This is a genomic window from Streptomyces seoulensis (assembly GCF_022846655.1).
In the GTDB taxonomy this organism is placed as follows: Bacteria; Actinomycetota; Actinomycetes; order Streptomycetales; family Streptomycetaceae; genus Streptomyces.
This window is the reverse complement of record NZ_AP025667.1, coordinates 285,001-310,756: the sequence shown is the minus strand read 5'-3', so window position 1 is coordinate 310,756 and position 25,756 is coordinate 285,001. Positions and strand designations below refer to the sequence as shown.

23 protein-coding genes and 2 rRNA genes (1 of these 25 cut by a window edge) are annotated in these 25,756 nt (G+C 69.3%); 13 read left to right on the top strand and 12 right to left on the bottom strand.

Going from position 1 to position 25,756, the window contains the following annotated elements:
• Positions 1–40 precede the first annotated feature (40 nt).
• Positions 41–859, top strand: coding sequence for a hypothetical protein (locus HEK131_RS01455; protein ID WP_244333367.1), 819 nt, complete (start codon positions 41–43; stop codon positions 857–859).
• 101 nt (positions 860–960) lie between these two features.
• Positions 961–1,125 (top strand): hypothetical protein, encoded by a 165-nt coding sequence (locus tag HEK131_RS01450; RefSeq protein ID WP_165507347.1) that lies wholly within the window; start codon positions 961–963, stop codon positions 1,123–1,125.
• 21 nt (positions 1,126–1,146) lie between these two features.
• Here the strand turns inward: HEK131_RS01450 and HEK131_RS01445 are convergent, their stop codons facing one another.
• Complete coding sequence (locus HEK131_RS01445; protein WP_161149243.1) at positions 1,147–1,452, bottom strand: metal-sensitive transcriptional regulator; 306 nt, start codon at positions 1,450–1,452, stop codon at positions 1,147–1,149.
• Positions 1,453–1,658: 206 nt separating this feature from the next.
• Here HEK131_RS01445 and HEK131_RS01440 point away from each other — a divergent pair, with 206 nt between their 5' ends.
• Both HEK131_RS01440 and HEK131_RS01435 read left to right on the top strand, forming a co-directional pair.
• Positions 1,659–2,279, top strand: a complete 621-nt coding sequence (locus tag HEK131_RS01440) for a DUF47 domain-containing protein (RefSeq protein ID WP_030804247.1) — start codon at positions 1,659–1,661, stop codon at positions 2,277–2,279.
• A gap of 7 nt (positions 2,280–2,286) precedes the next feature.
• Positions 2,287–3,285, top strand: coding sequence for an inorganic phosphate transporter (locus HEK131_RS01435; RefSeq protein WP_217461457.1), 999 nt, complete (start codon positions 2,287–2,289; stop codon positions 3,283–3,285).
• Between the two features lie 108 nt (positions 3,286–3,393).
• Here the strand turns inward: HEK131_RS01435 and pstB are convergent, their stop codons facing one another.
• From pstB to pstS, 4 genes are all read right to left on the bottom strand, one after another.
• The gene (gene pstB, locus HEK131_RS01430) at positions 3,394–4,170 is read right to left on the bottom strand and encodes a phosphate ABC transporter ATP-binding protein PstB (RefSeq protein WP_217461458.1); all 777 of its coding nucleotides are present in this window, start codon (positions 4,168–4,170) and stop codon (positions 3,394–3,396) included.
• A gap of 37 nt (positions 4,171–4,207) precedes the next feature.
• Positions 4,208–5,269: a phosphate ABC transporter permease PstA gene (gene pstA, locus HEK131_RS01425; RefSeq protein ID WP_244333365.1), complete on the bottom strand. Its 1,062-nt coding sequence runs from the start codon at positions 5,267–5,269 to the stop codon at positions 4,208–4,210.
• Positions 5,266–6,267: a phosphate ABC transporter permease subunit PstC gene (gene pstC, locus HEK131_RS01420; RefSeq protein WP_244333363.1), complete on the bottom strand. Its 1,002-nt coding sequence runs from the start codon at positions 6,265–6,267 to the stop codon at positions 5,266–5,268. The genes pstA and pstC overlap by 4 nt, the downstream gene beginning before the upstream one ends.
• Positions 6,268–6,401: 134 nt before the next feature.
• Positions 6,402–7,523, bottom strand: a complete 1,122-nt coding sequence (gene pstS / locus HEK131_RS01415) for a phosphate ABC transporter substrate-binding protein PstS (protein ID WP_244333361.1) — start codon at positions 7,521–7,523, stop codon at positions 6,402–6,404.
• Between the two features lie 328 nt (positions 7,524–7,851).
• Between pstS and HEK131_RS01410 the strand changes: the two genes are divergently transcribed.
• Entirely contained in the window at positions 7,852–9,417 is a 1,566-nt protein-coding gene (locus tag HEK131_RS01410) for an FAD-binding oxidoreductase (protein ID WP_244333360.1), read from the top strand.
• A gap of 111 nt (positions 9,418–9,528) precedes the next feature.
• Here HEK131_RS01410 and HEK131_RS01405 read toward each other — a convergent pair whose 3' ends face one another.
• The 4 genes from HEK131_RS01405 to HEK131_RS01390 all read right to left on the bottom strand — a co-directional run bounded on the left by HEK131_RS01405 (position 9,529) and on the right by HEK131_RS01390 (position 13,464).
• Positions 9,529–10,233, bottom strand: coding sequence for a phosphatase PAP2 family protein (locus HEK131_RS01405; RefSeq protein ID WP_161149250.1), 705 nt, complete (start codon positions 10,231–10,233; stop codon positions 9,529–9,531).
• A gap of 229 nt (positions 10,234–10,462) precedes the next feature.
• On the bottom strand, positions 10,463–11,407 hold the full coding sequence (locus HEK131_RS01400) for an NlpC/P60 family protein (protein WP_217461496.1): 945 nt from the start codon (positions 11,405–11,407) through the stop codon (positions 10,463–10,465).
• Between the two features lie 160 nt (positions 11,408–11,567).
• Positions 11,568–12,335, bottom strand: a complete 768-nt coding sequence (locus HEK131_RS01395) for a trypsin-like serine peptidase (protein WP_244333359.1) — start codon at positions 12,333–12,335, stop codon at positions 11,568–11,570.
• Between the two features lie 187 nt (positions 12,336–12,522).
• The gene (locus HEK131_RS01390; RefSeq protein ID WP_244333356.1) at positions 12,523–13,464 is read right to left on the bottom strand and encodes an oxidoreductase; all 942 of its coding nucleotides are present in this window, start codon (positions 13,462–13,464) and stop codon (positions 12,523–12,525) included.
• 98 nt (positions 13,465–13,562) lie between these two features.
• On the opposite strand from HEK131_RS01390, the gene HEK131_RS01385 reads away from it, so the two are divergent.
• The 7 genes from HEK131_RS01385 to HEK131_RS01355 all read left to right on the top strand — a co-directional run bounded on the left by HEK131_RS01385 (position 13,563) and on the right by HEK131_RS01355 (position 21,501).
• On the top strand, positions 13,563–14,171 hold the full coding sequence (locus HEK131_RS01385; protein ID WP_217461466.1) for a TetR/AcrR family transcriptional regulator: 609 nt from the start codon (positions 13,563–13,565) through the stop codon (positions 14,169–14,171).
• A gap of 298 nt (positions 14,172–14,469) precedes the next feature.
• A complete protein-coding gene (locus HEK131_RS01380) occupies positions 14,470–14,778 on the top strand; it encodes a hypothetical protein (protein ID WP_003991275.1) in 309 nt (102 codons plus the stop codon).
• Between the two features lie 137 nt (positions 14,779–14,915).
• Entirely contained in the window at positions 14,916–15,734 is an 819-nt protein-coding gene (locus tag HEK131_RS01375) for a hypothetical protein (RefSeq protein ID WP_244333354.1), read from the top strand.
• Positions 15,724–17,052, top strand: coding sequence for a hypothetical protein (locus HEK131_RS01370; protein ID WP_244333351.1), 1,329 nt, complete (start codon positions 15,724–15,726; stop codon positions 17,050–17,052). Before HEK131_RS01375 ends, HEK131_RS01370 begins: the two co-directional genes overlap by 11 nt.
• Before the next feature lie 14 nt (positions 17,053–17,066).
• Positions 17,067–18,608 carry an SCO6880 family protein gene (locus HEK131_RS01365; RefSeq protein ID WP_374201422.1) on the top strand — a complete coding sequence of 514 codons (1,542 nt, stop codon included), beginning with the start codon at positions 17,067–17,069 and terminating at the stop codon, positions 18,606–18,608.
• Between the two features lie 9 nt (positions 18,609–18,617).
• Positions 18,618–20,030, top strand: coding sequence for an ATP-binding protein (locus tag HEK131_RS01360; RefSeq protein WP_161148786.1), 1,413 nt, complete (start codon positions 18,618–18,620; stop codon positions 20,028–20,030).
• Positions 20,031–20,040: 10 nt separating this feature from the next.
• Entirely contained in the window at positions 20,041–21,501 is a 1,461-nt protein-coding gene (locus HEK131_RS01355; protein WP_244333349.1) for a type IV secretory system conjugative DNA transfer family protein, read from the top strand.
• On the opposite strand, the gene HEK131_RS01350 is transcribed toward HEK131_RS01355, so the two are convergent.
• Complete coding sequence (locus tag HEK131_RS01350) at positions 21,490–22,050, bottom strand: GNAT family N-acetyltransferase (protein ID WP_244333347.1); 561 nt, start codon at positions 22,048–22,050, stop codon at positions 21,490–21,492. The two genes, HEK131_RS01355 and HEK131_RS01350, sit on opposite strands and share 12 nt — an antisense overlap.
• A gap of 35 nt (positions 22,051–22,085) precedes the next feature.
• Here HEK131_RS01350 and HEK131_RS01345 point away from each other — a divergent pair, with 35 nt between their 5' ends.
• Positions 22,086–22,634, top strand: coding sequence for a cysteine hydrolase family protein (locus HEK131_RS01345; RefSeq protein ID WP_244333344.1), 549 nt, complete (start codon positions 22,086–22,088; stop codon positions 22,632–22,634).
• Between the two features lie 61 nt (positions 22,635–22,695).
• Here the strand turns inward: HEK131_RS01345 and rrf are convergent.
• A 5S ribosomal RNA gene (gene rrf, locus HEK131_RS01340) occupies positions 22,696–22,812 on the bottom strand.
• Between the two features lie 89 nt (positions 22,813–22,901).
• Positions 22,902–25,756, bottom strand: a 23S ribosomal RNA gene (locus HEK131_RS01335); it runs 267 nt beyond the window's last position.

Genomic DNA, 25,756 nt, shown 5'->3' with positions numbered 1-25,756 from the left:
GCACACGCGCGCGGGCAGGACGGGCGTCGCGGTGGGGATCATGGGACTCACGGTCGGACTCGGGGCGGGCGCCTCGGGGTGTTCCGGCAGCGGGGTCGCCGCCGAGGGGGTGAACGGCGCGGGCGGCGAGCCGGTGGCCGTGCTCCGGCAGGCGGCCGACACCCTGCGCGAGGCGGGCGGCGCGCGGGCCACCACCTCCATGGAGATGGCGACCGGCGGCACCCGGGTCACCATCCGGGGCCGGGGGGTCTACGACTTCCGGCGCCGTCTGGGCCGTCTGACGGTGATCCTCCCGGCGGACCCCACGGGCACCCCGGAACACCGGCCCATCACCGAACTCCTCGCCCCCGGCGCCCTGTTCATGAAGAACCGGGGCGCGGGTGTGCCCGCCGACAAATGGGTCCGGGTGGAGGCCGCGACGGTCGCCGACGGCAACCTGGTCACCGGCGGCGCGACCGACCCGTACGCGGCGGTGGAGGTGCTGCGCGGGACGCGTACGGCGACCTTCGTGGGCCGCACGAGCGTCGGCGGGACCGCCGTACGGCACTACCGGGGCACCGCCGACCTGGCGAGCGCGGCCCGTGCCGCCTCGGCGGACAACCGGGGCCCGCTCGCGGCGGCGGCGAAAGGGTTCGCCACGGCCGAGGTCCCGTTCGACGCCTATCTCGACGACGAGGGCCGCATCCGCAAGCTCCGCCAGCGCTTCAGCTTCGTCAACGGACGGCAGGCGGCGGCCGTGGCGGTCGCCTCCACCACCCTGCTGCACGCCTTCGGCACCCGTGTCGAGGTGACGCTCCCGCGCCCCGCGGACATCTACGCGGGCCGGATCGCGGAGGGCGAGGGGGTCCCGGCCGACTAGTCAGGCCCGTCACGCGTGGACTAGCCCGTCCGTGCCATGCGCGGCGCGTGGCGCGATCCCTACTCTAGGAAGCCGGTACCGGCAAGGAAGAGGTGACGCGCGTGGCTCCGGTCGGCGGTACGGCGGTGCAGGACCACGTGGCCCTCGCCGAGATAGAACTGTGCGGCGAGCTGATCATCGCCGCCTCGGCCGCCGAGGACCGGCTGAGCCTGGCGAGCATAGACGAGGTGCTCCGGGTCACCGAGGAGCGCGGAGCCGCCGCCTAGCCGGGACGGCGCGGGTCCGGCTCAGGTGCGCAGCAGGCGCCCGATCGCCTTCGTCGCCTCGTCCACCTTCGCGTCGATCTCGTCGCCGCCCTTGACGGCCGCGTCCGCGACGCAGTGCCGCAGGTGCTCCTCCAGCAGTTGCAGCGCGAAGGACTGCAGGGCCTTGGTGGAGGCGGAGACCTGCGTGAGTATGTCGATGCAGTACGTGTCCTCCTCCACCATGCGCTGGAGCCCCCGGATCTGGCCCTCGATCCGGCGCAGGCGCTTGAGGTGCTCGTCCTTCTGGTGGTGGTAACCGTGCGTGGCGCCGGCCTCGGTCGTCGTCATCGCGGGCCTCCATCTCGGGACGGACGGGGATGCATACCCCTGGTGGGTATATCGTAACGAACTTCGCGGGGTAGCGGACCGGTCGAAGGTCCCCCGTGCCGAGCACTGTGCCCGATGGGCGACACTGGGGGATGGCCCGATAGCCGTGGCCGGATGATGCGCCTAGCATCAGCCTGACCGAAACCAAAGCATCCCGAGGACCACACGTGCGCTTTCGTCTGACCCCCAGGGAGACGAGCTTCTACGACATGTTCGCCGCGTCCGCGGACAACATCGTCACGGGCTCGAAGCTCCTGATGGAACTGCTCGGGGCGGACTCCTCCGCCCGGGCCGAGATCGCAGAGCGTATGCGGGCCGCGGAACACGCCGGTGACGACGCCACGCACGCGATCTTCCACCAGCTCAATTCCTCCTTCATCACGCCGTTCGACCGCGAGGACATCTACAACCTGGCCTCGTCGCTCGACGACATCATGGACTTCATGGAGGAGGCCGTCGATCTGGTCGTCCTCTACAACATCGAGGAGCTGCCGAAGGGCGTCGAGCAGCAGATCGAGGTGCTGGCACGGGCCGCGGTGCTGACGGCGGAGGCGATGCCGAACCTGCGCACCATGTCCAACCTCACCGAGTACTGGATCGAGGTGAACCGTCTGGAGAACCAGGCGGACCAGATCCACCGCAAGCTGCTCGCCCAGCTCTTCAACGGCAAGTACGACGCCATCGAGGTGCTGAAGCTCAAGCAGGTCGTGGACGTGCTCGAAGAGGCGGCGGACGCGTTCGAGCACGTGGCGAACACGGTGGAGACCATCGCCGTCAAGGAGTCCTGAGGCGTCGATGGACACCTTCGCTCTGATCGTGACCGTCGGGGTCGCGCTCATCTTCACGTACACGAACGGCTTCCACGACTCCGCGAACGCCATCGCCACCTCGGTGTCGACGCGCGCGCTGACCCCGCGCGCGGCGCTGGCGATGGCGGCCGTGATGAACCTCGCCGGTGCCTTCCTCGGCTCCGGTGTCGCCAAGACCGTCTCCGAGGGCCTGATCGAGACCCCGCACGGTTCGAAGGGGATGGGCATCCTCTTCGCCGCGCTGATCGGCGCGATCGTCTGGAACCTCGCCACCTGGTACTTCGGCCTGCCCTCGTCCTCCTCCCACGCGCTGTTCGGCGGCATGGTGGGCGCGGCGCTGGCGGGCGGCATCGACGTGCTGTGGAGCGGGGTGGTCGAGAAGGTCGTCATCCCGATGTTCCTCTCCCCGGTCGTCGGTCTGATCGGCGGCTACCTGGTGATGACGGCCATCCTGTGGATGTTCCGCAAGGCCAACCCGCACAAGGCCAAGCGCGGCTTCCGCATAGCCCAGACGGTGTCGGCGGCGGGCATGGCGCTCGGCCACGGTCTCCAGGACGCGCAGAAGACCATGGGTGTCGTGGTGCTCGCCCTGGTGATCTCCGGCAACGAGACCTTCGGCGACCCGATCCCGGTCTGGGTCAAGATCTCCTGCGCGCTGATGCTGTCGCTGGGCACCTACGCCGGCGGCTGGCGCATCATGCGCACCCTGGGCCGCAAGATCATCGAGCTGGACCCGCCGCAGGGCTTCGCCGCCGAGGCGACCGGCGCGTCGATCATGTTCACCACGGCGTTCCTGTTCAAGGCGCCGATCTCCACCACCCACGTCATCACCTCGGCGATCATGGGTGTGGGCGCGACCAAGCGGGTCAACGCGGTCCGCTGGGGCGTCGCCAAGAACATCGTGCTCGGCTGGTTCATCACCATGCCGGCCGCCGCGCTGGTCGCGGCGGGCGCCTTCGAGCTGGTCAACCTGGCCGTGCTGTAGGCACCGCCCCGCCGACGCAGAAGGGCCCGCCCCCGGATCACCGGGAGCGGGCCCTTCCCGCATCCTCGCGGTGGCACCGCCACGCAACACCACGAGGGGCTCACCGGCTCAGCCGAAGCGGCCCGAGATGTAGTCCTCCGTGGCCTGCACCGAGGGGTTGGAGAAGATCCGCTCGGTGTCGTCGATCTCCACCAGCCGGCCCGGCTGCCCCACCCCGGCGAGGTTGAAGAAGGCCGTACGGTCCGAGACACGCGCCGCCTGCTGCATGTTGTGGGTCACGATGACGATCGTGAACCGTTCCTTCAGCTCACCGATCAGGTCCTCGATCGCGAGGGTGGAGATCGGGTCGAGCGCGGAACAGGGCTCGTCCATCAGCAGCACCCTGGGCTGCACGGCGATGGCCCGCGCGATGCACAGCCGCTGCTGCTGGCCGCCGGAGAGGCCGGAGCCGGGCTTGTTCAGCCGGTCCTTGACCTCGTTCCACAGGTTGGCGCCGCGCAGCGACTTCTCCACCACGTCGTCCAGCTCGCTCTTGCGGTACCCGCCGTTCAGGCGCAGGCCCGCCGCCACGTTCTCGAATATGGACATGGTCGGGAACGGGTTCGGGCGCTGGAAGACCATGCCGACCTCGCGCCGCACCGACACCGGGTCGACGCCGCTGCCGTACAGGTCCTCGTCGTCGAGCAGCACCTTGCCCTCGACCCGGCCGCCGGGGGTCACCTCGTGCATCCGGTTCAGGGTGCGCAGGAACGTCGACTTGCCGCAGCCGGAGGGGCCGATGAACGCCGTCACCGAACGCGGCTCCACGGTCATCGAGATGTCCTCGATCGCCTTGTGTGAGCCGTAGAAGGCGGTGAGTCCGCTCACATCGATTCGCTTGGCCATTGCTTCACTTCCAGTCGGTCACTGAGGGGGGCCGCGGTCAGCGACCGGTCGTGGGGGCCTTCCAGCGGGCGATGCCGCGGGCCACCAGGTTGAGGATCATCACGAACGCGATCAGCGTCAGCGAAGCGGCCCAGGCACGGTCGTAGGCCGCGCCCGCGCCCGCGCTCTGCGCGTACTGCTGGTAGATGTACAGCGGCAGCGACGCCTGGGCGCCCTCGAAGGGGTTGGCGTTGATGAAGGGGTTGCCGAACACCAGCAGCAGCACCGGCGCGGTCTCGCCCGCGATCCGGGCGACGGCCAGCATGACGCCGGTCGTGATGCCGCCGAGCGAGGTCGGCAGGACCACCTTGAGGATGGTCCGCCACTTCGGGATGCCGAGCGCCAGGGACGCCTCGCGCAGTTCGTTCGGGACCAGCTTCAGCATCTCCTCGGTGGAGCGCACCACCACCGGCATCATCAGGATCGCCAGGGCCAGCGAACCGGCGAACCCGAAGGGCTGGAGGTCGAGGATCAGCATCAGGCTGAGGATGAACAGGCCCGCGACGATGGACGGGATGCCCGTCATCACGTCGACGAAGAAGGTCACCGCCAGGGCGAGCCGGCCGCGGCCGTACTCCACCAGGTAGATCGCGGTGAGCACACCGATCGGGGCGCCGATGGCGGTGGCGAGGCCCACCTGCTCCAGGCTGCCGAGGATCGCGTGGTAGATGCCGCCGCCGGGCTCGGAGTCGGCGACCAGGCCCATGGAGTGGCTGAGGAAGTAGCCGTCGAGGACCTTCACCCCGCGCGAGACGGTCGTCCAGACCAGCGACACCAGCGGGACGACGGCCAGCAGGAACGCCACCCAGACCAGTGCGGTCGCGACCCGGTCCTTGGCCTGGCGGCGGCCCTCCGCGCGGGCGGCGACCACATAGGTGCCGAGGACGAACAGCAGCGCGGCGATCAGGCCCCACTGGACGCGGCTGGTGAGGCCGGCCACGAGCCCGATGCCCACGGCCGCGGCGACGGAACCGGCCGCGACGGCCCACAGGGACCACTTCGGCAGCCCGGCGCCGCGCCGCACACCGGCGCCGTCGCGGGGATTCAGTGCGGTGCTCATGCGTTGGCCCCCGAGTACTCCTTGCGGCGGGCGATGATCGCGCGGGCCGCGCCGTTGACCAGCAGGGTGATGACGAACAGGACCAGACCGGAGGCGATCAGCGCGTCCCGGCCCTGCACGGACGCCTCGCCGAACTTGGAGGCGATGTTCTGGGCGAAGGTGCCGCCGCCGGGGTCGAGCAGGCTGGCCTGGATGTCGTAGCTCGGGGAGAGCACGGTGGCCACCGCCATCGTCTCGCCCAGCGCCCGGCCGAGACCGAGCATCGCGGCGGAGATCACGCCGGAGCGCCCGAAGGGCAGCACCGCCATGCGGACGACCTCCCAGCGGGTGGCGCCGAGGGCGAGCACGGCCTCCTCGTGCATCCGGGGCACCTGGCGGAAGACCTCGCGGCTCACGTTGGTGATGATCGGCAGGATCATGATCGCCAGCAGGATGCCGACGGTGAGCATCGCGCGCGGGGCGCCGCCGTTCCAGGCGAAGATCCCGGTCCAGCCGAGGAACCGGTCCAGCCAGCCGTACAGGCCCTGCATGTGCGGGACCAGGATCAGGGCGCCCCACAGGCCGTAGACGATCGAGGGCACGGCGGCGAGCAGGTCGATCACGTAGGCGATCGGGCCGCTCAGCCGGCGCGGGGCGTAGTGGGTGAGGAACAGCGCGATGGCGACCGCGACCGGCAGCGCCAGCGCCATGGCGACGACCGCCGAGACGACCGTGCCGAAGGCCAGCACCGCGATGCCGAAGACCGGCGGCTCGGTGTTGGTGTTCCACTCGAAGGTGGTCAGGAAGTTGCCGTGGTCGGCGCTGATCGCCAGGCACGCGCGGTAGGTGAGGAAGACCGCGATCGCGGCCATGATCACCAGCAGCAGGATGCCCGAGCCGCGGGACAGGGCCAGGAAGATCCGGTCACCGGGGCGGGTCACGCCGCGGGCCGTCCGCCGTTGCTCGGCGTCCGGCCGCTGTGCGGGCGGGGGTACGTCGGTTGTCGTCGATATGTCCATCGGGTTCTCCGGTCTGCTGAGCCGCGCGGGGCGGCTCGCAGGAGCCGTACGCGGGGTACGGCTCCGGGCGGCGGTGCACCGGACGGTGCGCCCGGCCCCCACGAGCGGGGCCGGTGCGCACACTCGGAATCGGGTCAGCTCAGGCCGTCGACGGTCGTGCGGACCTTGGCGATGATCTCTTCGGGGATGGGCGCGTAGTCGTTCTCCACGAGGACCTTCTGGCCGTCCTCACTGGCGAGGTAGCGCAGGAACGCCTTGGTCGCGGCCAGCGTCTCGGGCTTGTTGCCCTTGTCGCAGACGATCTCGTACGTGACCAGGGTGAGCGGGTAGGCGCCCTCGGCCTTGGTCTTGTAGTCGAGCTGGAGGGCGAGGTCCTGGCCGGTGCCGACGACCTTGGCGGCCGCGATGTCGGCGGTGGCGGAGTCGGTGGAGGGCTTCACCGGGGTCTTGGCACCGGTGGCGATGGCCACGGTGGTCATGTCCTTGGCGTAGGACAGCTCGAAGTAGCCGATCGCGCCCTGGTTCTGCTTGACGCCCTGGGCCACACCGGCCGACCCGGAGGCCGCCTGGCCGCCCTTGGCCTGCCACGCCTTGCCGCCCTCGTACTTCCAGTTGTCCGGGGTGGTGGCGATCAGGTACTTGGTGAAGTTGTCCGTGGTGCCGGAGTCCTCGGAGCGGTGGAACGCCTGGATCTTCAGGTCGGGCAGCTTCGCCGAGGGGTTCAGCTTCTTGATCGCCGGGTCGTTCCACTTCTGGATCTTGCTGTCGAAGATCTTGGCGAGCGTCGGGGCGTCCAGCACCAGGTCGTCGACGCCGGGCACGTTGTAGCCGAGCGCGATCGGGCCGCCGACCATCGGCAGGTCGATGCCCTGGCCGCCCTTGCAGACCTTCTTGGAGGCGACGACCTCCTCCGGCTTCAGCGCGGAGTCGGAGCCGGCGAACGCGATCTGGCCCTGGTTGAAGGACGTGACACCGGCGCCCGAACCGGCGCCCTTGTAGTTGATCTGCACGCCGCACGCCTGGGAGAAGTTCTTCACCCACGCGTCGATCGCGTTCTTCTGCGCCGAGGAGCCGTCGGCCAGGAGCTGTCCCTTGGCACCGTCGCACTTGACCGACCCGGCGGCGGCCGAGGACGAGCCGCCGCCCGTCTTCGTGCCCGTGTCGTCGGAACCGCACGCCGTCAGGGCCAGGGCACCGGAGACGGCGACCGCACCGAGCGAGAGGGCGCGCAGCCGGTTCTTGCGCTGAAGCTTCACGTTCGGAAGTTCCTTCCAGGAGCCGCCGCGAAGGGCGGCGTGCGATGTCGGGTTGGTACGCGAGTGCATCCTGTCCGCACTCCGCACCGGCTACGGCCGAAATTAGGCAGAACAGGTGAAGCCGCCGATGGCCCGAAGTGAACGAGGGGTGAACCCCTGCCGTCGGCCCGGTGAGGTGACGGAACGCTCACGGCCAGGACACGCTCAGGTCCCGGCCCGCGCCCGCGCGTGACGCGTTCTCGCCCCTCGCCGGAACCCCGGCCCCCAACCCGCCGTCTGGCTCCAGGAAGGGCCACCCGGCCCGGTACGGCCGAGAAGGGCGACGGACATGGACCGGCGGACGTTTCTCACGGGCGGCGCCACCGCCCTCACCGCGCTCACCGCATGCGCACCGGGCGACGGGGCCTCCGCCCGGCCGGGCCCCTCAAGCTCCGGGTCCGCCTCCCGGCAGCTCACCACCGCCACCCGGACCGCGTCCGCGAAGGCCGCCGCCGACTGGGCCGCCCTCGCCCGCGACCTCGACGGCACCCTCGTCCGCCCCGGCGACGCGTCCTGGACCCCGGCCCGCCGCCTCTACAACACCCGCTTCGACACCCTGCGCCCCGCCGCCGTCGCCTACGCCGCGCACCCGGCCGACATCCGCACCCTGCTGGCGTACGCCCGTGCCCGCCGGATCAAGGTGGCCATCCGCAACGGCGGCCACTCCTACGCCGGTTACTCCTCCGGCGACGGCCGCCTGATCGTCGACGTGTCCGCCCTGAACCGGGTGAGCGCCTCGGGCGGGCACGCCGTGGTGGGCGCGGGGGCCAAGCTGATCGACGTGTACCGGACGCTGGCCGCCAAGGGCGCGACCATACCGGCGGGCTCCTGCCCCACGGTCGGCATATCCGGCCTGGTCCTCGGCGGCGGCCACGGCGTCGCCTCCCGCGCCTACGGCCTGACCTGCGACAACCTCACCCAGGCCACCCTGGTAACGGCGGACGGCCGCACCCTCACCACCGACGCCCGCGAACACCCCGACCTGTTCTGGGCGCTGCGTGGCGCGGGCAACGGCAACTTCGGCGTCGTCACCGAGCTGCGCTTCACCACCCACCCCGCCCCGCGGGCGGTGACCGCCTCCCTGCGCTGGCCGTCGGCACGGGCGGCGGCGGTGCTCCGGGCCTGGCAGGAGTGGGGGCCCGCCCAGCCCGACGAGATCTGGTCCGCGCTGCACCTGGAACGCGACCGGGGCCGCACCCCGACCGTCTCCGTCTCCTGCTTCTCGCTCGGCACCCGGGGCGACCTGGAGAACGCCGTGGACCGCCTCGCCCACCGCGCGGGCGCCGACGCCTCGGCGGTCAGCATCCGGAGCCGGGGCTACGAGGAGGCGATGGAGGTCTACGCCGGCTGCTCGGCCTTCGCCACCGACGCCCAGTGCCACCTGCCCGGCACCGCCCCCGGCCGCTCCCCACGCGGCGCCCTCGGCCGGGAGACCTACGCGGCCCGCTCCGACTTCTTCGACCGCTCACTGTCCGCGGCGGGCGTCGCGACCCTGCTGAAGCGGGTCGGCGCGATGTCCGGCGGCGCGGGCAGTGTGGCGCTCACCGCGCTGGGCGGCGCCGTCAACCGGGTCTCCCCCGACGCGACCGCCTTCGTGCACCGCCGCTCCCGGATGCTGGCCCAGTACCTCGCCTCCTGGGACGCGGGCACCTCCGGCACGGCCGCCCGCTCCTGGCTGGCCTCCACCCACACCGCGATGCGCCCCCACGCCTCGGGCGCCGCCTACCAGAACTACACCGACCCCGCGCTGACCGACTGGCGCCGGGCCTACTACGGCAGCGCGGGCGCCCGGCTCGGCGAGGTGAAGAAGCGGTACGACCCCGACCGCTTCTTCGGCTACGCCCAGGGGCTGTGACACAGGGGCTCTGACGCAGGAGCTGTGAGACAGGGCCGTCCGCAGGGGCTGTGACACACGAGAAGGCCGCGGCGAACCCGTCGCCGCGGCCTTCTCCAGGATCAACGGGCCCTAGGCGGCCAGGTCCTTCTCCCCCGACCCGGCCGGCTCTCGCCCGCCGGAGAACAGCGCGTCGCCGCGCTCACCGCCCACCGGACCGGCGCTCACCAGCCTCCCCGCGCGGGGGGAACGGGCGATGGCCCGCACCAGCGGGGTGAGCAGCGCCGTGGCGGGCGGGGACAGCAGCAGCGCGACCGCCGTACCGAGGGCGAAGCCGCCGATCACGTCGGTCGGGTAGTGCACGCCCATGAAGACCCGGCAGAAGCCCTCCAGCAGGGCGAGCGCGATACCGGCGATGCCGAAGCGGCGGTTGGCGACGAAGAGGCCGACACCGAGCGCCATGGTGATCGTCGCGTGGTCGCTGACGAATGAGTAGTCGCTCTTGCCCGCGATGAGGACGTCGAGCCCCTGGTGGTCCATGAAGGGGCGGGGCCGCTCCACGAAGCCCCGGATGGGCACGTTCACCAGTACGGCCACGGCCGCCGCGAGCGGCGCCCAGACCAGCGCGGTCACCGAGGACACCGCGTCGGGACCGCCCTTGCGCCTGACCGTCAGCCAGCACGCCAGGACCAGCAGGACCATGGCGACCGGCAGCCCGTACTCGCCGACGAACTCCATGACCCGGTCGAACCAGTGCGGAGCGGCCTTCGCCAGGCCGTTGATGTCATAGAGCAGCTCGACGTCGGGGTTAGATCCGGATTCGGCGAGTACAGCCATGGTGCTGCGGCCCCTTCGTCGTCTTACCGGACGCACCCAGTGTGCGTCGCGCCAACCCCCCGTGGGTCGTAGATCCGCTTCCGTTGCACTGGCGCACTGACGTCTGCTCGGCTACGTGAACAGGAACGCACAGCACCTGTGAATACGTTCCACCCTCCACCGAATGATCACTCAGACGTTATCGAAGAGATACCCGTACGCGCAGCTCAGGGGGTGGGTTGACGCTCCGCTACACACGGGTGGGGAGCGCTTTCGCGCCATCCTCGGTGACCCGGGTGGCACCGAAGTAGTCGACACCGTCGATCGGGTCGAACCGGATCACCGCGCCCGTGCGCGGCGCGTCGATCATGTAGCCGCCGCCCACGTAGATGCCCACGTGGTGGATGGCCCGCGAGTCGGCCGGGTCGTGCGAGAAGAAGACCAGGTCACCGGGGAGCAGTTCGTTCCGCGCGGGATGCGGACCCGCGTTGTACTGGTCGTTCGCCACGCGCGGCAGCTTGATCCCGACACTGTCGTACGACGCCTGGGTCAGCCCCGAGCAGTCGAACCGCCCGCTCTGCGCGGCCGTACCGGTGCCGCCCCACAGGTAGGGGGTGCCGAGCTTGCTCTGCGCGTAGGCGATGGCCCCGGCGGCCTGCCGGGAGGGGTCGACCCGGGCGACCGGCGCGGCGAAGCTCTTGGAGAGCGTCGTGATCGTCTTCACGTAGTTCCGGGTCTCCCGGTACGGCGGCACACCCCCGTACCGGATGACCGCGTACGCGCCCGCGTTGTAGGCGGCCAGCATGTTGGCCGAGACGTCACCGGGAACGTCCTTGACGTACTTGGCCAGTTCGCAGTCGTAGGAGGCGGCCGAGGGGATCGCGTCGTCGGGGTCCCACACGTCCCGGTCCCCGTCGCCGTCCCCGTCCACCCCGTGGGTGGCCCAGGTGCCGGGGATGAACTGCGCTATCCCCTGCGCCTTGGCGGGACTGCGGGCACCGGGGTTGAACCCGCTCTCCTGGTACAACTGGGCCGCCAGCAGCGCGGGGTTGATGGCGGGACAGAGGTTGCCCCACTTCTGCACCAGCGTCTGGTACGCCGCCGGCACGGCACCCTTGGCCAGCCCGACGCCGCCGGCGGCGACACCGCCGGCGAGGTTGCCCGCGACGATGTACACCCCGACGACGAGCAGCATCACGAAGCTCAGGCCGAGCCCGATCGCGGCGCCCCCGGCCACCCATACTTTGCGCACGGGTCAACCCTCCCCCATAACCGGCCGGTTCAAGGCACCTTTGGACCCGCGCCCGCCCCGCAGGCCAACAATTCGGCCTATCCGTGACCGGTCCGACGCCCTTTCAGGACCCGATGGCCGTCCGGTACAGCGCGGCGGCCCGGCCCCCCAGCACCACGCTGTAGGAGACGTCCGCCGTCGAACCGCCCTGCTCGTGTCCGCCGAGCACCCCGACCACCTGCCCGGCCCCGTTCACCCACGGGCTGCCGCTGGTCCCGGCCGTGAAGCCGGGGCAGTGCACGCGCTGTTGGGTACGGCCCCGCGCCACCGGCCGGTCGGTGCACATGACCGGCGCCTCACGGGCGTCGGGCTGACCCACGAGGGTGACGGCCGTCGCGCCGGTCACGGTCCCGCTGGTGAACCGGTTCGCGCCGACCACGTCCTCGACCCGCCTGCCGTCCACCTCGGCGACGTGCGCGAAGGCCACGTCACTGTCCTCGTCCCGGTCCGCCGTCCACTCCGCGGGCACCACCCGCCCGCGCACCGGCCACATCCCGTACGGCGCCCTGCCGTCCCGGTAGCCCGGCGCGAAGAACAGCTTCCCGTCGGCACGGGTCACGCAGTGCGCGGCGGTGACGAGGAGATCGCGGCCGGGGCTGTGCACGACCGAGGCGGTGCAGAAGTGGCCGTGCTCGGGCCGTCCGGCGCCGTCCGCGCCGAAAAGCGCGCCGACCCGTGCGGTCCGCGCGTCGGCGGACGCCGTCACGGTCACCTCCAGCGGGCCGCGGCCGTCATCGGCCGCCGCCACCGAGGCCGAGGTCAGGGCGAGCATCACCACCGCGCCCAGCAGTGCGGGCCGCGAACTGACCGGGTCGCCCGATCCGCGCTTCATCAGTCCTCACTCCCTCCGCCCAGGGTGAGAAACCTGCCCGGACCTCGCCGGGATTCTCCTGCGAACCGCTGCCGCACGAACCACTGCGGTGCGCACCACTGCCGTACGAACCGCCGTCGTGCCAGCCACGGTCGGCCGAAGTGCCGTCCAGCCTAGCGGCGCCGGTCACGCTCCGCCCGCCCGGCGGTCACACCCTGTCAACGTCCCCGGTCGCGGGTGCCGTGAGCCCCCAGGTCACCCCGGTCAGCTCCTCCGACAGCGTCCACAGCCGCCGGGCCGCCACCGGATCGCTCGCCGCCGCGCTGCGGCCGACCAGCGCGGGGGCGCCGCGCATCTCGCCGAGGCCGCCGGGGCCGACGTAGGAAGCGCCGGGCAGGTCCTCGGTGGCCGCGTACAGGGTGGGCAGAGCGCCGCCCTTGTCGTCCTGGGCGAACACCTTGTTGCCGATGCCCATGAAGGCACGGGCCAGCGGGCTCGCGGCATGGCTCTGAAGGTTGGTGGCCGCGTAGCCGGGGTGGGCCGCGAGGGCGCGCACCGGCGAACCCGCCTCGGCCAGACGCCGCTGGAGTTCAAGAGTGAAGAGGAGGTTGGCCAATTTGGACTGGGCGTAGGCGCGGGTCGGGGTGTAGCGGCCGCGCAGGTTCACGTCGTCGAAGCTGATCCGGCCGTCGCCGCCCCGGTGCAGGCCCGAGGAGACGGTCACCACGCGGTCGGTGACATGGGGCAGCAGCAGGTTGGTCAGGGCGAAGTGCCCGAGGTGGTTGGTGCCGAACTGGGTCTCGAAGCCCTGCTTGGTCCGCCCCTCGGGGAGCATCATCACGCCGGCGTTGTTCACCAGCAGGTCCAGCGGGCGGTCCCAGCCCTCGGCGAACTCACGCACCGAGTCCAGGTCCGCCAGGTCGAGCCGGCGCACCTCGGTGCTGCCGCCCGCCCGCCCCGCGGCGGCGGCGCCCCGCGCCAGGTCCCGCACCGCGAACACCACGTGCGCGCCCGCCCGGGCCAGCGCGGCGGCGGCGACGAAGCCGATCCCGCTGTTGGCGCCCGTCACCACGGCCGTACGGCCGCTCAGCGCGGGCATACGGTCCACATTCCACTGGCGCGCAGCGCGCGCTCCGCTCGTCTCGGCCATGACCACAATGTAGGCAACGCCAACAATGATGTCAACGACAACAATGCAGCCACCGTAAACAAAGCTGGCGCCGACAACATCGGGATACGATGACCCCCATGCCGCGCATCCCCACGAGCCGCCCGTACCACCACGGCGACCTGCGCGCCGCCCTCCTGGAGAGCGCCGAACGCACGCTGCGCGAGAAGGGCGCCGGCGCCCTCTCCCTGCGCGAGCTGGCCCGCGCCACCGGCGTCAGCCACGCCGCTCCCGGCCGCCACTTCAAGGACAAGCAGGCCCTCCTCGATGCCCTCGCCCTCGACGGCTACCAGCGCCTCGACCAGGCCCTGTCCGCGGCGGGCGCCGACGGCCACGACGCGGACTTCGAGCAGCGCATGACCGCCCTGGCCCGCGCCTACCTCGGCTTCGCGGTGGACAACCCCGAACTGCTGGAGCTGATGTTCGCGCGCAAGCACGACCCCGACAGCTCCGACCGGCTCGCCGCCGCCGTCGACCAGTCCTTCGGCGCCCTCACCCGCACCTTCGCCGACGCCCAGGAGCGCGGCGAGATCGTCCGGGGCGACCCCGAGCGCATCACCCTCGTCGCCGCCGCGAGCCTGCACGGCCTCGCCGCGCTCATCGCCGGCTGCGCCCTGGACGCCGAGGAGGCCCTGGCTGGGCTCGACACCCACGTCCACCTGCTGCTGCACGGACTCAAGCCCCGCTGACACCGCGTGAGAACATCGTCTCGACGTCTCACCCGACCGGCCGTCAGAAACCGCGCCGGGAGCCGAAGGGCCGTAAGAGGGCCCAACGACGGAACCACGCCACAGGTTTCGCTCCCGCGTCATTGCCCGGCGTGACCTGCCGTGATACACAGAGTGACCGTACGCGCCGAATGCACGAGACCCGCCAGTGAATGCCGCCAAGTCGACATACGAAGGCGACGTTGTCGGCGACAATGAGTCCTGACCTCTGCACACCGCAGAGGAGCGGCACAACTACCCACCAGGGGCGGTGACTTACATGCTCTTTGCGGCCGACAAGGGAGACATCAACACCATCATCGGCGGGATCGCTCCGGACTGGGGGCCTTTCGGCAGCCTGGGCAACGAAGCGAAGGTGATGATCGAGGTGGTGATGGCCGTCGCCATCCTGCTCTGCCTCGGCATCGCCATCTGGGGCGCGGCCAAACAGCGCATCGGCGCCACCGCACTGCGGGACACCTTCAGCGCGGAACAGGGCAAGGGACTCATCATCGCGGGTCTCACCGGGGTCTTCATCATCGGCTCCCTCGGCACGCTGTTCACCATCGTGTACGGCATGGCTGTCTGACACCCCGTCCCCCACCCGTCCGTCGTGTCCACCGGCTGAGGTTGCGTTTCCCTGATGTCGAGTCACCACACCGCGCCCGCGCGAGAACCAGCCCGGCTACCGTCGTATGAACACGAGGCGGAGAGGGCGTACGCGGCATGAGCACCTCAGGCGAGCACGGCTATCCCGACACCGGGCAGACCCGCACCCACCTGCCCGGCGGCGACCCCTACGGCGGCGCCCCCCGCCGCACCCCCCGCTCCTCCTCCCGCAGCCTCATCACGGTCGTCGGCGTGGTGGTCCTCCTCATCGCAGCCATCGCCTTCGCCAACCGCGACAACTCCCCCGCGGCGAAAAGCCCCGCCAAGGGCCCCGAACACGCGGCCGCGGCCCCCACGGCCGCCTCGGGCGAAACCCCGGTACCCACCAAGCAGAACGGCATCCCGACGAACTTCCCCCACACGAAACAGGGGGCGGAGAGTGCGGCGGCCAACTATGCGGTGGCGCTGGGGTCGGCGGAGATGTTCAACAAGGCCCGGCGTGACTCCGTCCTCCAGACCGTCATGACCCCGTCCAGGGTGACGAGTTCGAAGGCGGAGATGGACCAGGCATACACGACCGCCTTCAATCAGAGCCTCGGCCTGAGCGCCGACGGCGCCGCCCCGAACGGGTCCACCTTCGTCTCACGCACGAGCCCGATCGGCACCAAGGTCACCGAGTCCGGCGGCGACACCGCCACGGTCGCGGTCTGGTGCAGCGGGCTGCTGGGGCTGGCGGGCAGCAAGTCCACCAACCCGGTCACCAATAGCTGGTTCACCATCACGATGAAGCTCCAGTGGGCAGCCGGTGACTGGAAGATCATCACGCATTCCCAGACGGAAGGACCGGCACCGGTCCCCGGCGACGACAAGGCTTCCAGCGCGGACGACATGTCGAAGACGGTCGAGGAGTACGGAGGGTTCACCTATGCGCGCTGATCGCCGCGTACTCACCTTGGCCGGCATCGTCGGCGCCGCCCAGACCGCGGCCGTCCTCACGGCCACCCGGGCCTTCGCGGCACCCAGCCCGAAGCCCACGAAGAGCAACGACCCCTGCGACCTGATCCACGGCGCGGCGCGCGACTTCTGCGACAAGGACAGCAGCGGCGGCGGAACCTCCCGCAAGGGCCTCACCCCCGACAACCCCCTCACCTCCTCCCTCGACCCCCTCTCCTCCCTGGCCAAGGGCTGTGCGGACGCCGCGTCCTGGACCATCGGCAAGCTCAGTGACGCGGTGAAGGAGACGGCGAACGTCGACTTCACGAACCCGAAGTTCCTCCAGCAGTACGCCGTGGTCTTCGCCGCCTCCACCATCCTCACCCTCGTCCTGTGGCTCCTGGCGGTCGCCAAGCGGGCGGTACGAGGCGTCCCCCTCACCACCGCCATCTCCGAAGCCGTCGGCTTCCTCTGGCTCACGGTGCTGGCCTCCGCCTTCACCCCCCTGATCCTCTACACCGTCGTCTCCGCCGCGGACGGCGTCACCGACGTACTGGCGAAAGCCACCGGCGACCAGGCCGACACCTTCTTCGGCACCTTCTCCGCCGCCCTGAACAAGGGCGACGACATCGGCGGCGGCCCGATCATGCTGATCGTCGTCTCCCTGGTCAGCATCCTCGCCGCAGGCGTCCTCTGGCTCGAACTGGTCATCCGCGCCGCCCTGCTCTACGTCGGCGCCCTCCTCGGCACCGTCGTCTACGCGGGCCTCGTCGACAAGAACCTGTGGGGCCACGTCCGCCGCTGGGCCGGCATCATGATCGCCGTCATCATGGTCAAACCGGTCATCGTGATCGTCCTCGGCCTGGCCGGCGCCCTCTCCGGCGACAACGGCCCCGACGCCTTCGGCGCCGTCGTCTCCGGCCTCTCCATCATCCTGCTCGCCATCTTCGCCAGCGCGATGATCTACCGCTTCGTCCCCGGCTTCGGCGACGAGATCGCCGGCTCCCGCAACAACCGCATCATGCAGGGCGCCGAGGGCAAGGCCGCCGCCGTCATCAGCTCCCCCGCCACCCTCGTCGCCCAGGGCATCAAGACCCACAGCACCCGCGCCGACAGCAACGCGGGCGGCGGCGGCCAGAGCGCGAGCACCCCCCGCCCCGCCAACCCGGCCAGCGGCGGCGTCGCCGCCCACAGCGGCCGCACCCCCCAGAGCGGCGGCACCGCCGCCCCCGCGCCCCGCGCCCCCAGCCCCGCCAACACCCCGCACGCAAGCAACACCCGCAACAGCAGCACCAACCGCTCTGGAGGTGAAGGGCGTTGACGACCGAGGCCCACATGTCCCATCCGGTCACGCCCCGCCGTACGTATCTCATCGGCCGCGCCCGGCCCAACGCGATCATCGGCCGCAACCGCGAGTCCGGCGAGATCGCCCTGATCGTCGTCGGCGCGTTCCTCGGCATGATGTGCGGCCTCCTCGTCCCCGCCCTCCCCCTGCGCATCGCGCTCCTGAGCGGCTTCCCGATGCTCGCGATCGCCGCGGTCTACGTGCCGTACAAGCGCCGCACCTTCTACAAGTGGTTCGAGATCAACCGCTCCTACAAGCGCACCGTCAAGCGCGCCGCCGTCTACCGCTCCCCCGTCATGGAGTCCGGCATCCGCCTCGACGGCCGCGAGGTCGAGATCGGCCCGCCCCCCGGCATCGGCCGCATCACCTGGCTCGCCGCCCCCTTCGGCCCCGACGAGATCGCCGTACTGCTGCACGCCGACCGCAAGACCGTCACCGCCGCCATCGAGATCGAGGGCCCCGGCGTCGGCCTGCGCGACTCCGAGGACCAGGAAGCCCTCGTCGACCGCTTCGGCACCCTCCTCAAGCACGTGGCCAACGGCGACGGCTTCGTCACCCGCATCCAGATGCTGGCCCGCACCCTGCCCGCCGACCCCGACGCCCACGCCAAGGACGTCGTACTGCGCGGCGACGGCCGCTCCCCCGAGTGGCTCCAGAGCTCCTACGACCAGCTCCAGTCCATGGTGTCCACCAGCAGCGAGCAGCACCGCGCCTACCTCGTGGCCTGCATGAGCTACAGCCGCGACCTGGCCGCCGAGGCCCACGCCATGGCCCGCGCCGCCCGCCCCCAGGCCGGCCGCAAGCTCGACCGCGACGCCGGACTCGCCATCGTCATGGCCCGCGAGCTCACCGACATCTGCTCCCGCCTGCAGGAAGCCGACATCCGGGTACGCCAGCCCCTCGGCCAGGGCCGCCTGTCCTCCCTGATCCACTCCATGTACGACCCGGACCACCCCATCGACCACATCCAGGCCATGACCCAGCGCAACGCCTGGCCGGCCGAGCTGAACGCCATGGAGCCCACCTACCTCCAGGCCAAGACCCGCGAGTCCACCACCCGCGCCCCCTGGTGCCACGCCACCGCCTGGGTGAAGGAGTGGCCGATGACCCCCGTCGGCGTCAACTTCCTCGCCCCCCTCCTCGTCCACACCCCGGACGTGATCCGCACCGTCGCCGTCACCATGGACCTCGAACCCACCGAGGTCGCCATCGAGCGCATGCTGACGGAGAAGACCAACGACGAGGCCGAGGCGTCCCGCGCCGCCAAGATGAACCGCACCGTCGACCCGCGCGACGTCGCCGCGAACTCCCGCCTCGACCAGCGCGGCGAGGACCTCGCCAGCGGCGCCGCCGGCGTCAACCTCGTCGGCTACATCACCGTCTCCGCCCGCTCCCCCGAGGCGCTCAACCGCGACAAGCGCACCATCCGCGCCTCGGCGGGCAAGTCGTACCTGAAGCTGGAGTGGTGCGACCGCGAGCACCACCGCGCGTTCGTGAACACCCTCCCGTTCGCCACCGGCATCCGAAGGTAGAGGCTCTCCATGCGAGATCCGCTGTCCGTCCTCACCGACGCCTTCACGTCCTTCCTCTTCGGGAAGGTCGAGACCACCCGGCTCCCGGTGCGCACCTCCACCGGCCAGGCCCAGGCGGTCTACCTGCCGACGGCCGCCCCCGGCCTCGGCGACTCCGGCGTCATCATCGGCCGCGAGGTCTACTCCGGGAAGGGCTACATCTACGACCCCTTCCAGTTGTACGGCCAGCAGCTCCCCGCCCCGCACTGGCTGGTCCTCGGCGAGTCCGGCAACGGCAAGTCGGCGCTGGAGAAGACGTACGTCCTGCGCCAGCTCCGCTTCAAGGACCGCCAGGTCGTCGTCCTGGACGCCCAGGGCGAGGACGGCGTCGGCGAATGGAACCTCATCGCGGAGGAGCTGGGGATAACCCCCATCCGGCTCGACCCGACCGCCGCCCTCAACCACGGCATCCGCCTCAACCCGCTCGACCCCGCGATCACCACCACGGGCCAGCTCGCGCTGCTCCGCACGATCATCGAGGTCGCGCTCGGCCACGGCCTGGACGAACGCTCCGGCTTCGCCCTGAAGGTCGCCCACTCCTACGTCAACGAGACCATCGTCGACCGCCAGCCCGTCCTCATGGACATCGTCGAGCAACTCCGCCACCCCGAGCCGGAGTCCGCCGAGGCGATGAACGTCGCCATAGACGACGTACGCGCCTGGGGCCTGGACGTCGCCCTGGTCATCGACCGGCTGGTCGACGGCGACCTGCGCGGCATGTTCGACGGTCCGACCACGGTCGGCATCGACCTGGACGCCCCGCTGATCGTCTTCGACCTCTCCCACATCGACCGCAACTCCATCGCCATGCCGATCCTCATGGCGATCGTCGGCGTGTGGCTGGAGCACACATGGATCAGGCCCGACCGCAAGAAGCGCATCTTCCTGGTCGAGGAAGCCTGGCACATCATCAACAGCCCGTTCGTGGCCCAGTTGTTCCAGCGGCTGCTGAAGTTCGGCCGCCGCCTCGGCCTGTCCTTCGTCGCCGTCGTCCACCACCTCTCCGACGTGGTCGACGGCGCGGCGGCGAAGGAGGCGGCCGCGATCCTCAAGATGGCCTCCACCAGGACCATCTACGCCCAGAAGGCCGACGAGGCCAGAGCGACCGGCCGGGTACTCGGCCTGCCGCGCTGGGCCGTCGAGATCATCCCGACGCTCACCCCCGGCATCGCGGTCTGGGACGTCAACGGCAACGTCCAGGTGGTCAAACACCTGGTCACGGAGACGGAGCGCAACCTGGTCTTCACCGACCGGGCGATGACCCAGTCCTCCGACGACCTGGCGGCCGACGACGCCCTGCGCGCCGCCGAGCTGGAGGCCGAACAGCGGGCCGCGGCCTTCGTGGAACAGCATCTGGGCGACTCAGAGTCGACGGTGGCATAGGGAGAAGCGGGTGCGAGCGGACGAGCGGGGCGGCCGGGAATCCGGAAGCGCCGGCCAGAGCGGCGGAATCCCGGACGGCCTGCTGGTCGGCCTGCTCGGCTTCCTCCTCGGCATGACGGTACTGGTGTGGACGGCCACGGGCCTGGCCGCCCTCTTCGCCCGGGGCGGCTGGCCCGCCCCGCTCACCTTCACCCGCACCCCGCTGGCCATACGCCACCTCATCGGCCGCCCCCACGACATCGCCGGCGCCTGGCCCGACACCCCACCGGCCCAGCTCCCCGGCTGGGGCCTCTTCTGGGGCCTGTTCATCGGCCAGTTGCTGATCCTGCTCGTCCTGACCGTCTTCGTCCTCGGCACGATCGCCCGCTGGCGCGCGGGCCGGGTACGCCGGGTCACCGCGCCGCCCGAGCCGACGAAGCCGGAGCCGGAGCCGAAGCCGGAGCCGGAGCGGCAGCACGAGGTGCCGGAACCCCGCACCGAACAGCCGGCCCCGGCAGCACCGCCCGAGCCCGCAGTCGAACACGTCCCGGCCGAACCTCCGGCCGCCCAGGGCCCGCTGCTCTACGGCGCCCCCGAGACCCGCCAAGCCCGCGCCACCACGGCCCTCCAGGACGCCCCCGGCCCCGCACTGGTCGTCACCTCGAACCCGGCCCTGTGGCAGGACACCAAGGACGCGCGGGCCAAGCTCGGCCCCGTCCTCCTCTACGACCCCACCCACCGCTGCGACACCCCGGCCCGCCTGCACTGGTCCCCCACGGCGGGCTGCGAGGACCGGCCCACGGCGCTGAGCCGGGCGACGGCACTCCTCGCCCCCGTCCGGCCCACAGCCCGCATCGACCAGGCCGTCACCGACACCGCCACGACCCTGCTGCGCAGCTACCTGCACGCCGCCGCGCTGGACGGCCGCACCGTCCGCCACGTCCACCGCTGGGCCCAGGGCACCCAGATCCAGGACGCGGTACGCACCCTGCGCACCCACCCCAAGGCCGCCCCGGGCTCCGCGGGCGAGCTCGAGGCCGCGCTCACCTCGCACCCGGAACGCCGGGACATCGCCCAGGAGTTGACGAGCCGCGCACTGTCCGCGCTCCTCACGGTCAACATCCGGGAGTCATGCACCCCACACCGAACCGACACGATCGCCCTGGATTCCTTCGTCAGCGAAGGGGGCACGCTTTATGTGGTCGGTGAACCCATCGAGGACCCCAGGACACGGCCGGGCGCGATGCCCCTGCTGACGGCCCTCGTCTCCAGCGTGGTCGAGCACGGCCGGCGCATGGCCGAACGGTCATCCTCCGGTCGGCTCGACCCACCACTCACCCTGGTCCTCGACGACATCGCCGCGGTGGCCCCCGTCCCCCAGCTCCCCGAGCTGCTCAGCAGCGGTACCGCCCAGGGCCTCCCCACCCTCGCCCTGCTCCGCTCCCGCGAACAGGGCCGCGCCCGCTGGCCACACGAGGACCTACCGGTCTAGAACGAGCTCCAGCTCCCGCTCGTCCTCGTTCTTCGAGAACGACACGACGAGCCCGGTCGGCTTGAACCCGGCCCGCAGGTAGGCCCCCTGAGCCCGCGGATTGTCGGCGTGCACGAAGAGCCGCACCCGCTCGGCCTCCTGCTCCCAGGCCCACGCCACGCCCGCGTCCAGCAGCTCCTGGATCAGCCCGTTCCCCCGGTGCTCGGCCCGCACGAACACCCCGACGACATGCCCCTGCCTCCGCTCGACCGCATGCCCGGCCCAGTCCTCACTGCCGCCCTCCTCCAGGAGCACGGTGACCGACCCGGCCCAACCTCCACCGGGCGCCTCGGCCACGAACTGCCGCACACCATTGCCTTCGGTGCCGGCCGCGGCGGTCCGCTCCTGCCAGAACGAATCCGGCTTGGCGGCGGCATCCTCGTACGTCTCCAGAAACGCGAGATGAGCGACCGGGTCCCGCAGGGCATCCAGCCGCAACCGCTTCACATCCCCCCACTCCTGCTCCCGTACCGCCCGGACCACATACCCCTGACCAACCACAACTCCCATGCGCCCCACGGTAGTACGCCCCTACAGTGACCCTCATGACAACCCTCCCCGACCGCCCGAACACGGCCCTCCTCGTCATCGACGTCCAGAACGGGGTCATGGCGGGTGCCCACAACCGCGACCAGGTGATCGCGAACATCGCCTCGCTGCTCGACAAGGCCCGCACGGCCGCCGTACCCGTGATCTGGATTCAGCATTCGGACGAGGGCCTGCCCCAGGGCAGCGCCCAGTGGGAGTACGTCCCCGAGCTGAAGCGCCAGGACGACGAGCCCCTGGTCCCCAAGAACTACCCGGACTCCTTCGAGGCCACGGACCTGGAGTCCGTACTCGGGGACCGCAAGGTGGGCCGCATCGTCGTCGCGGGCGCCCAGACGGACATCTGCATCCGCTCGACGCTGCACGGCGCGATCACCCGGGGCTACGACGCCACCCTGGTCACCGACGCCCACACGACCGAGGACCTGACCCAGTTCGGCGCCCCGACCCCGGACAAGGTCATCGCCCACACCAACCTGTACTGGAAGTTCCACAGCGCACCGGGCCGCGAGGCCGGCGTCGTGGAAACAGCGGACGCCAGTTTCTGAAAAAGGTCCGGAACGCAGAAAACCCCCGCACCAAATGGTGCGGGGGTTTCCCATAAAATTTGTTCGGCGGCGTCCTACTCTCCCACAGGGTCCCCCCTGCAGTACCATCGGCGCTGTGAGGCTTAGCTTCCGGGTTCGGAATGTAACCGGGCGTTTCCCTCACGCTATGACCACCGAAACACTATGAAACTGTTTCAGCCAAAACCCATGTGTGGCACATGGATGCTGTTCGTGGTTTCAGAACCAACACAGTGGACGCGAGCAACTGAGGACAAGCCCTCGGCCTATTAGTACCAGTCAACTTCACCCGTTACCAGGCTTCCATATCTGGCCTATCAACCCAGTCGTCTACTGGGAGCCTTACCCTCTCAAGGAGGTGGGAATACTCATCTCGAAGCAGGCTTCCCGCTTAGATGCTTTCAGCGGTTATCCCTCCCGAACGTAGCCAACCAGCCATGCCCTTGGCAGGACAACTGGCACACCAGAGGTTCGTCCGTCCCGGTCCTCTCGTACTAGGGACAGCCCTTCTCAATATTCCTACGCGCACAGCGGATAGGGACCGAACTGTCTCACGACGTTCTAAACCCAGCTCGCGTACCGCTTTAATGGGCGAACAGCCCAACCCTTGGGACCGACTCCAGCCCCAGGATGCGACGAGCCGACATCGAGGTGCCAAACCATCCCGTCGATATGGACTCTTGGGGAAGATCAGCCTGTTATCCCCGGGGTACCTTTTATCCGTTGAGCGACGGCGCTTCCACAAGCCACCGCCGGATCACTAGTCCCGACTTTCGTCCCTGCTCGACCCGTCGGTCTCACAGTCAAGCTCCCTTGTGCACTTACACTCAACACCTGATTGCCAACCAGGCTGAGGGAACCTTTGGGCGCCTCCGTTACTCTTTAGGAGGCAACCGCCCCAGTTAAACTACCCATCAGACACTGTCCCTGATCCGGATCACGGACCCAGGTTAGACATCCAGCACGACCAGACTGGTATTTCAACGACGACTCCCCCTGAACTGGCGTCCAGAGTTCACAGTCTCCCAGCTATCCTACACAAGCCGAACCGAACACCAATATCAAACTGTAGTAAAGGTCCCGGGGTCTTTCCGTCCTGCTGCGCGAAACGAGCATCTTTACTCGTAGTGCAATTTCACCGGGCCTATGGTTGAGACAGTCGAGAAGTCGTTACGCCATTCGTGCAGGTCGGAACTTACCCGACAAGGAATTTCGCTACCTTAGGATGGTTATAGTTACCACCGCCGTTTACTGGCGCTTAAGTTCTCAGCTTCGCCCTGTCGAAACAGAGCTAACCGGTCCCCTTAACGTTCCAGCACCGGGCAGGCGTCAGTCCGTATACATCGCCTTACGGCTTCGCACGGACCTGTGTTTTTAGTAAACAGTCGCTTCTCGCTGGTCTCTGCGGCCACCCCCAGCTCACCGAGTAAATCGGATCACCAGTGATGGCCCCCCTTCTCCCGAAGTTACGGGGGCATTTTGCCGAGTTCCTTAACCATAGTTCACCCGAACGCCTCGGTATTCTCTACCTGACCACCTGAGTCGGTTTAGGGTACGGGCCGCCATGAAACTCGCTAGAGGCTTTTCTCGACAGCATAGGATCATCCACTTCACCACAATCGGCTCGGCATCAGGTCTCAGACTATGTGTTGCCCGGATTTACCTGGACAACGTCCTACACCCTTACCCCAGGACTACCATCGCCTGGGCTGGACTACCTTCCTGCGTCACCCCATCACTCACCTACTAACCGCTTGGGCCGGCGGCTCCACCACTTTCCTTTCCCCGAAGGGTCCGGAACGGCTTCACGGCCTTAGCATCACGATGCTCGATGTTTGACGCTTCACAGCGGGTACCGGAATATCAACCGGTTATCCATCGACTACGCCTGTCGGCCTCGCCTTAGGTCCCGACTTACCCTGGGCAGATCAGCTTGACCCAGGAACCCTTAGTCAATCGGCGCACACGTTTCTCACGTGTGTATCGCTACTCATGCCTGCATTCTCACTCGTGAACCGTCCACAACTCGCTTCCGCGGCTGCTTCACCCGGCACACGACGCTCCCCTACCCATCACAGCACCCGTTGGGGCTTATTGCTGCAATGACACGACTTCGGCGGTACGCTTGAGCCCCGCTACATTGTCGGCGCGGAATCACTAGACCAGTGAGCTATTACGCACTCTTTCAAGGGTGGCTGCTTCTAAGCCAACCTCCTGGTTGTCTCTGCGACTCCACATCCTTTCCCACTTAGCGTACGCTTAGGGGCCTTAGTCGATGCTCTGGGCTGTTTCCCTCTCGACCATGGAGCTTATCCCCCACAGTCTCACTGCCGTGCTCTCACTTACCGGCATTCGGAGTTTGGCTAAGGTCAGTAACCCGGTAGGGCCCATCGCCTATCCAGTGCTCTACCTCCGGCAAGAAACACACGACGCTGCACCTAAATGCATTTCGGGGAGAACCAGCTATCACGGAGTTTGATTGGCCTTTCACCCCTAACCACAGGTCATCCCCCAGGTTTTCAACCCTGGTGGGTTCGGTCCTCCACGAAGTCTTACCTCCGCTTCAACCTGCCCATGGCTAGATCACTCCGCTTCGGGTCTTGAGCGTGCTACTGAATCGCCCTATTCGGACTCGCTTTCGCTACGGCTTCCCCACACGGGTTAACCTCGCAACACACCGCAAACTCGCAGGCTCATTCTTCAAAAGGCACGCAGTCACGAGATATGTGCAAGCACATATCCGACGCTCCCACGGCTTGTAGGCACACGGTTTCAGGTACTATTTCACTCCGCTCCCGCGGTACTTTTCACCATTCCCTCACGGTACTATCCGCTATCGGTCACCAGGGAATATTTAGGCTTAGCGGGTGGTCCCGCCAGATTCACACGGGATTTCTCGGGCCCCGTGCTACTTGGGTGTCTCTCAAACGAGCCGCTGATGTTTCGACTACGGGGGTCTTACCCTCTACGCCGGACCTTTCGCATGTCCTTCGCCTACATCAACGGTTTCTGACTCGTCCTGTCGCCGGCAGACGACAGAAGAGAGATCCCACAACCCCGTACACGCAACCCCTGCCGGGTCTCACACGTATACGGTTTGGCCT

Coding starts and splice junctions, on each gene's coding strand:
- HEK131_RS01455 (WP_244333367.1), top strand. CDS start 41: ATGGGACTCACGGTCGGACTCGGGGCGGGCGCCTCGGGGTGTTCCGGC.
- HEK131_RS01445 (WP_161149243.1), bottom strand. CDS start 1,452: ATGACGACGACCGAGGCCGGCGCCACGCACGGTTACCACCACCAGAAG.
- HEK131_RS01435 (WP_217461457.1), top strand. CDS start 2,287: ATGGACACCTTCGCTCTGATCGTGACCGTCGGGGTCGCGCTCATCTTC.
- pstB (WP_217461458.1), bottom strand. CDS start 4,170: ATGGCCAAGCGAATCGATGTGAGCGGACTCACCGCCTTCTACGGCTCA.
- pstA (WP_244333365.1), bottom strand. CDS start 5,269: ATGAGCACCGCACTGAATCCCCGCGACGGCGCCGGTGTGCGGCGCGGC.
- pstC (WP_244333363.1), bottom strand. CDS start 6,267: ATGGACATATCGACGACAACCGACGTACCCCCGCCCGCACAGCGGCCG.
- HEK131_RS01410 (WP_244333360.1), top strand. CDS start 7,852: ATGGACCGGCGGACGTTTCTCACGGGCGGCGCCACCGCCCTCACCGCG.
- HEK131_RS01405 (WP_161149250.1), bottom strand. CDS start 10,233: ATGGCTGTACTCGCCGAATCCGGATCTAACCCCGACGTCGAGCTGCTC.
- HEK131_RS01400 (WP_217461496.1), bottom strand. CDS start 11,407: ATGCTGCTCGTCGTCGGGGTGTACATCGTCGCGGGCAACCTCGCCGGC.
- HEK131_RS01395 (WP_244333359.1), bottom strand. CDS start 12,335: ATGAAGCGCGGATCGGGCGACCCGGTCAGTTCGCGGCCCGCACTGCTG.
- HEK131_RS01390 (WP_244333356.1), bottom strand. CDS start 13,464: ATGGCCGAGACGAGCGGAGCGCGCGCTGCGCGCCAGTGGAATGTGGAC.
- HEK131_RS01385 (WP_217461466.1), top strand. CDS start 13,563: ATGCCGCGCATCCCCACGAGCCGCCCGTACCACCACGGCGACCTGCGC.
- HEK131_RS01380 (WP_003991275.1), top strand. CDS start 14,470: ATGCTCTTTGCGGCCGACAAGGGAGACATCAACACCATCATCGGCGGG.
- HEK131_RS01375 (WP_244333354.1), top strand. CDS start 14,916: ATGAGCACCTCAGGCGAGCACGGCTATCCCGACACCGGGCAGACCCGC.
- HEK131_RS01370 (WP_244333351.1), top strand. CDS start 15,724: ATGCGCGCTGATCGCCGCGTACTCACCTTGGCCGGCATCGTCGGCGCC.
- HEK131_RS01365 (WP_374201422.1), top strand. CDS start 17,067: ATGTCCCATCCGGTCACGCCCCGCCGTACGTATCTCATCGGCCGCGCC.
- HEK131_RS01360 (WP_161148786.1), top strand. CDS start 18,618: ATGCGAGATCCGCTGTCCGTCCTCACCGACGCCTTCACGTCCTTCCTC.
- HEK131_RS01350 (WP_244333347.1), bottom strand. CDS start 22,050: ATGGGAGTTGTGGTTGGTCAGGGGTATGTGGTCCGGGCGGTACGGGAG.
- HEK131_RS01345 (WP_244333344.1), top strand. CDS start 22,086: ATGACAACCCTCCCCGACCGCCCGAACACGGCCCTCCTCGTCATCGAC.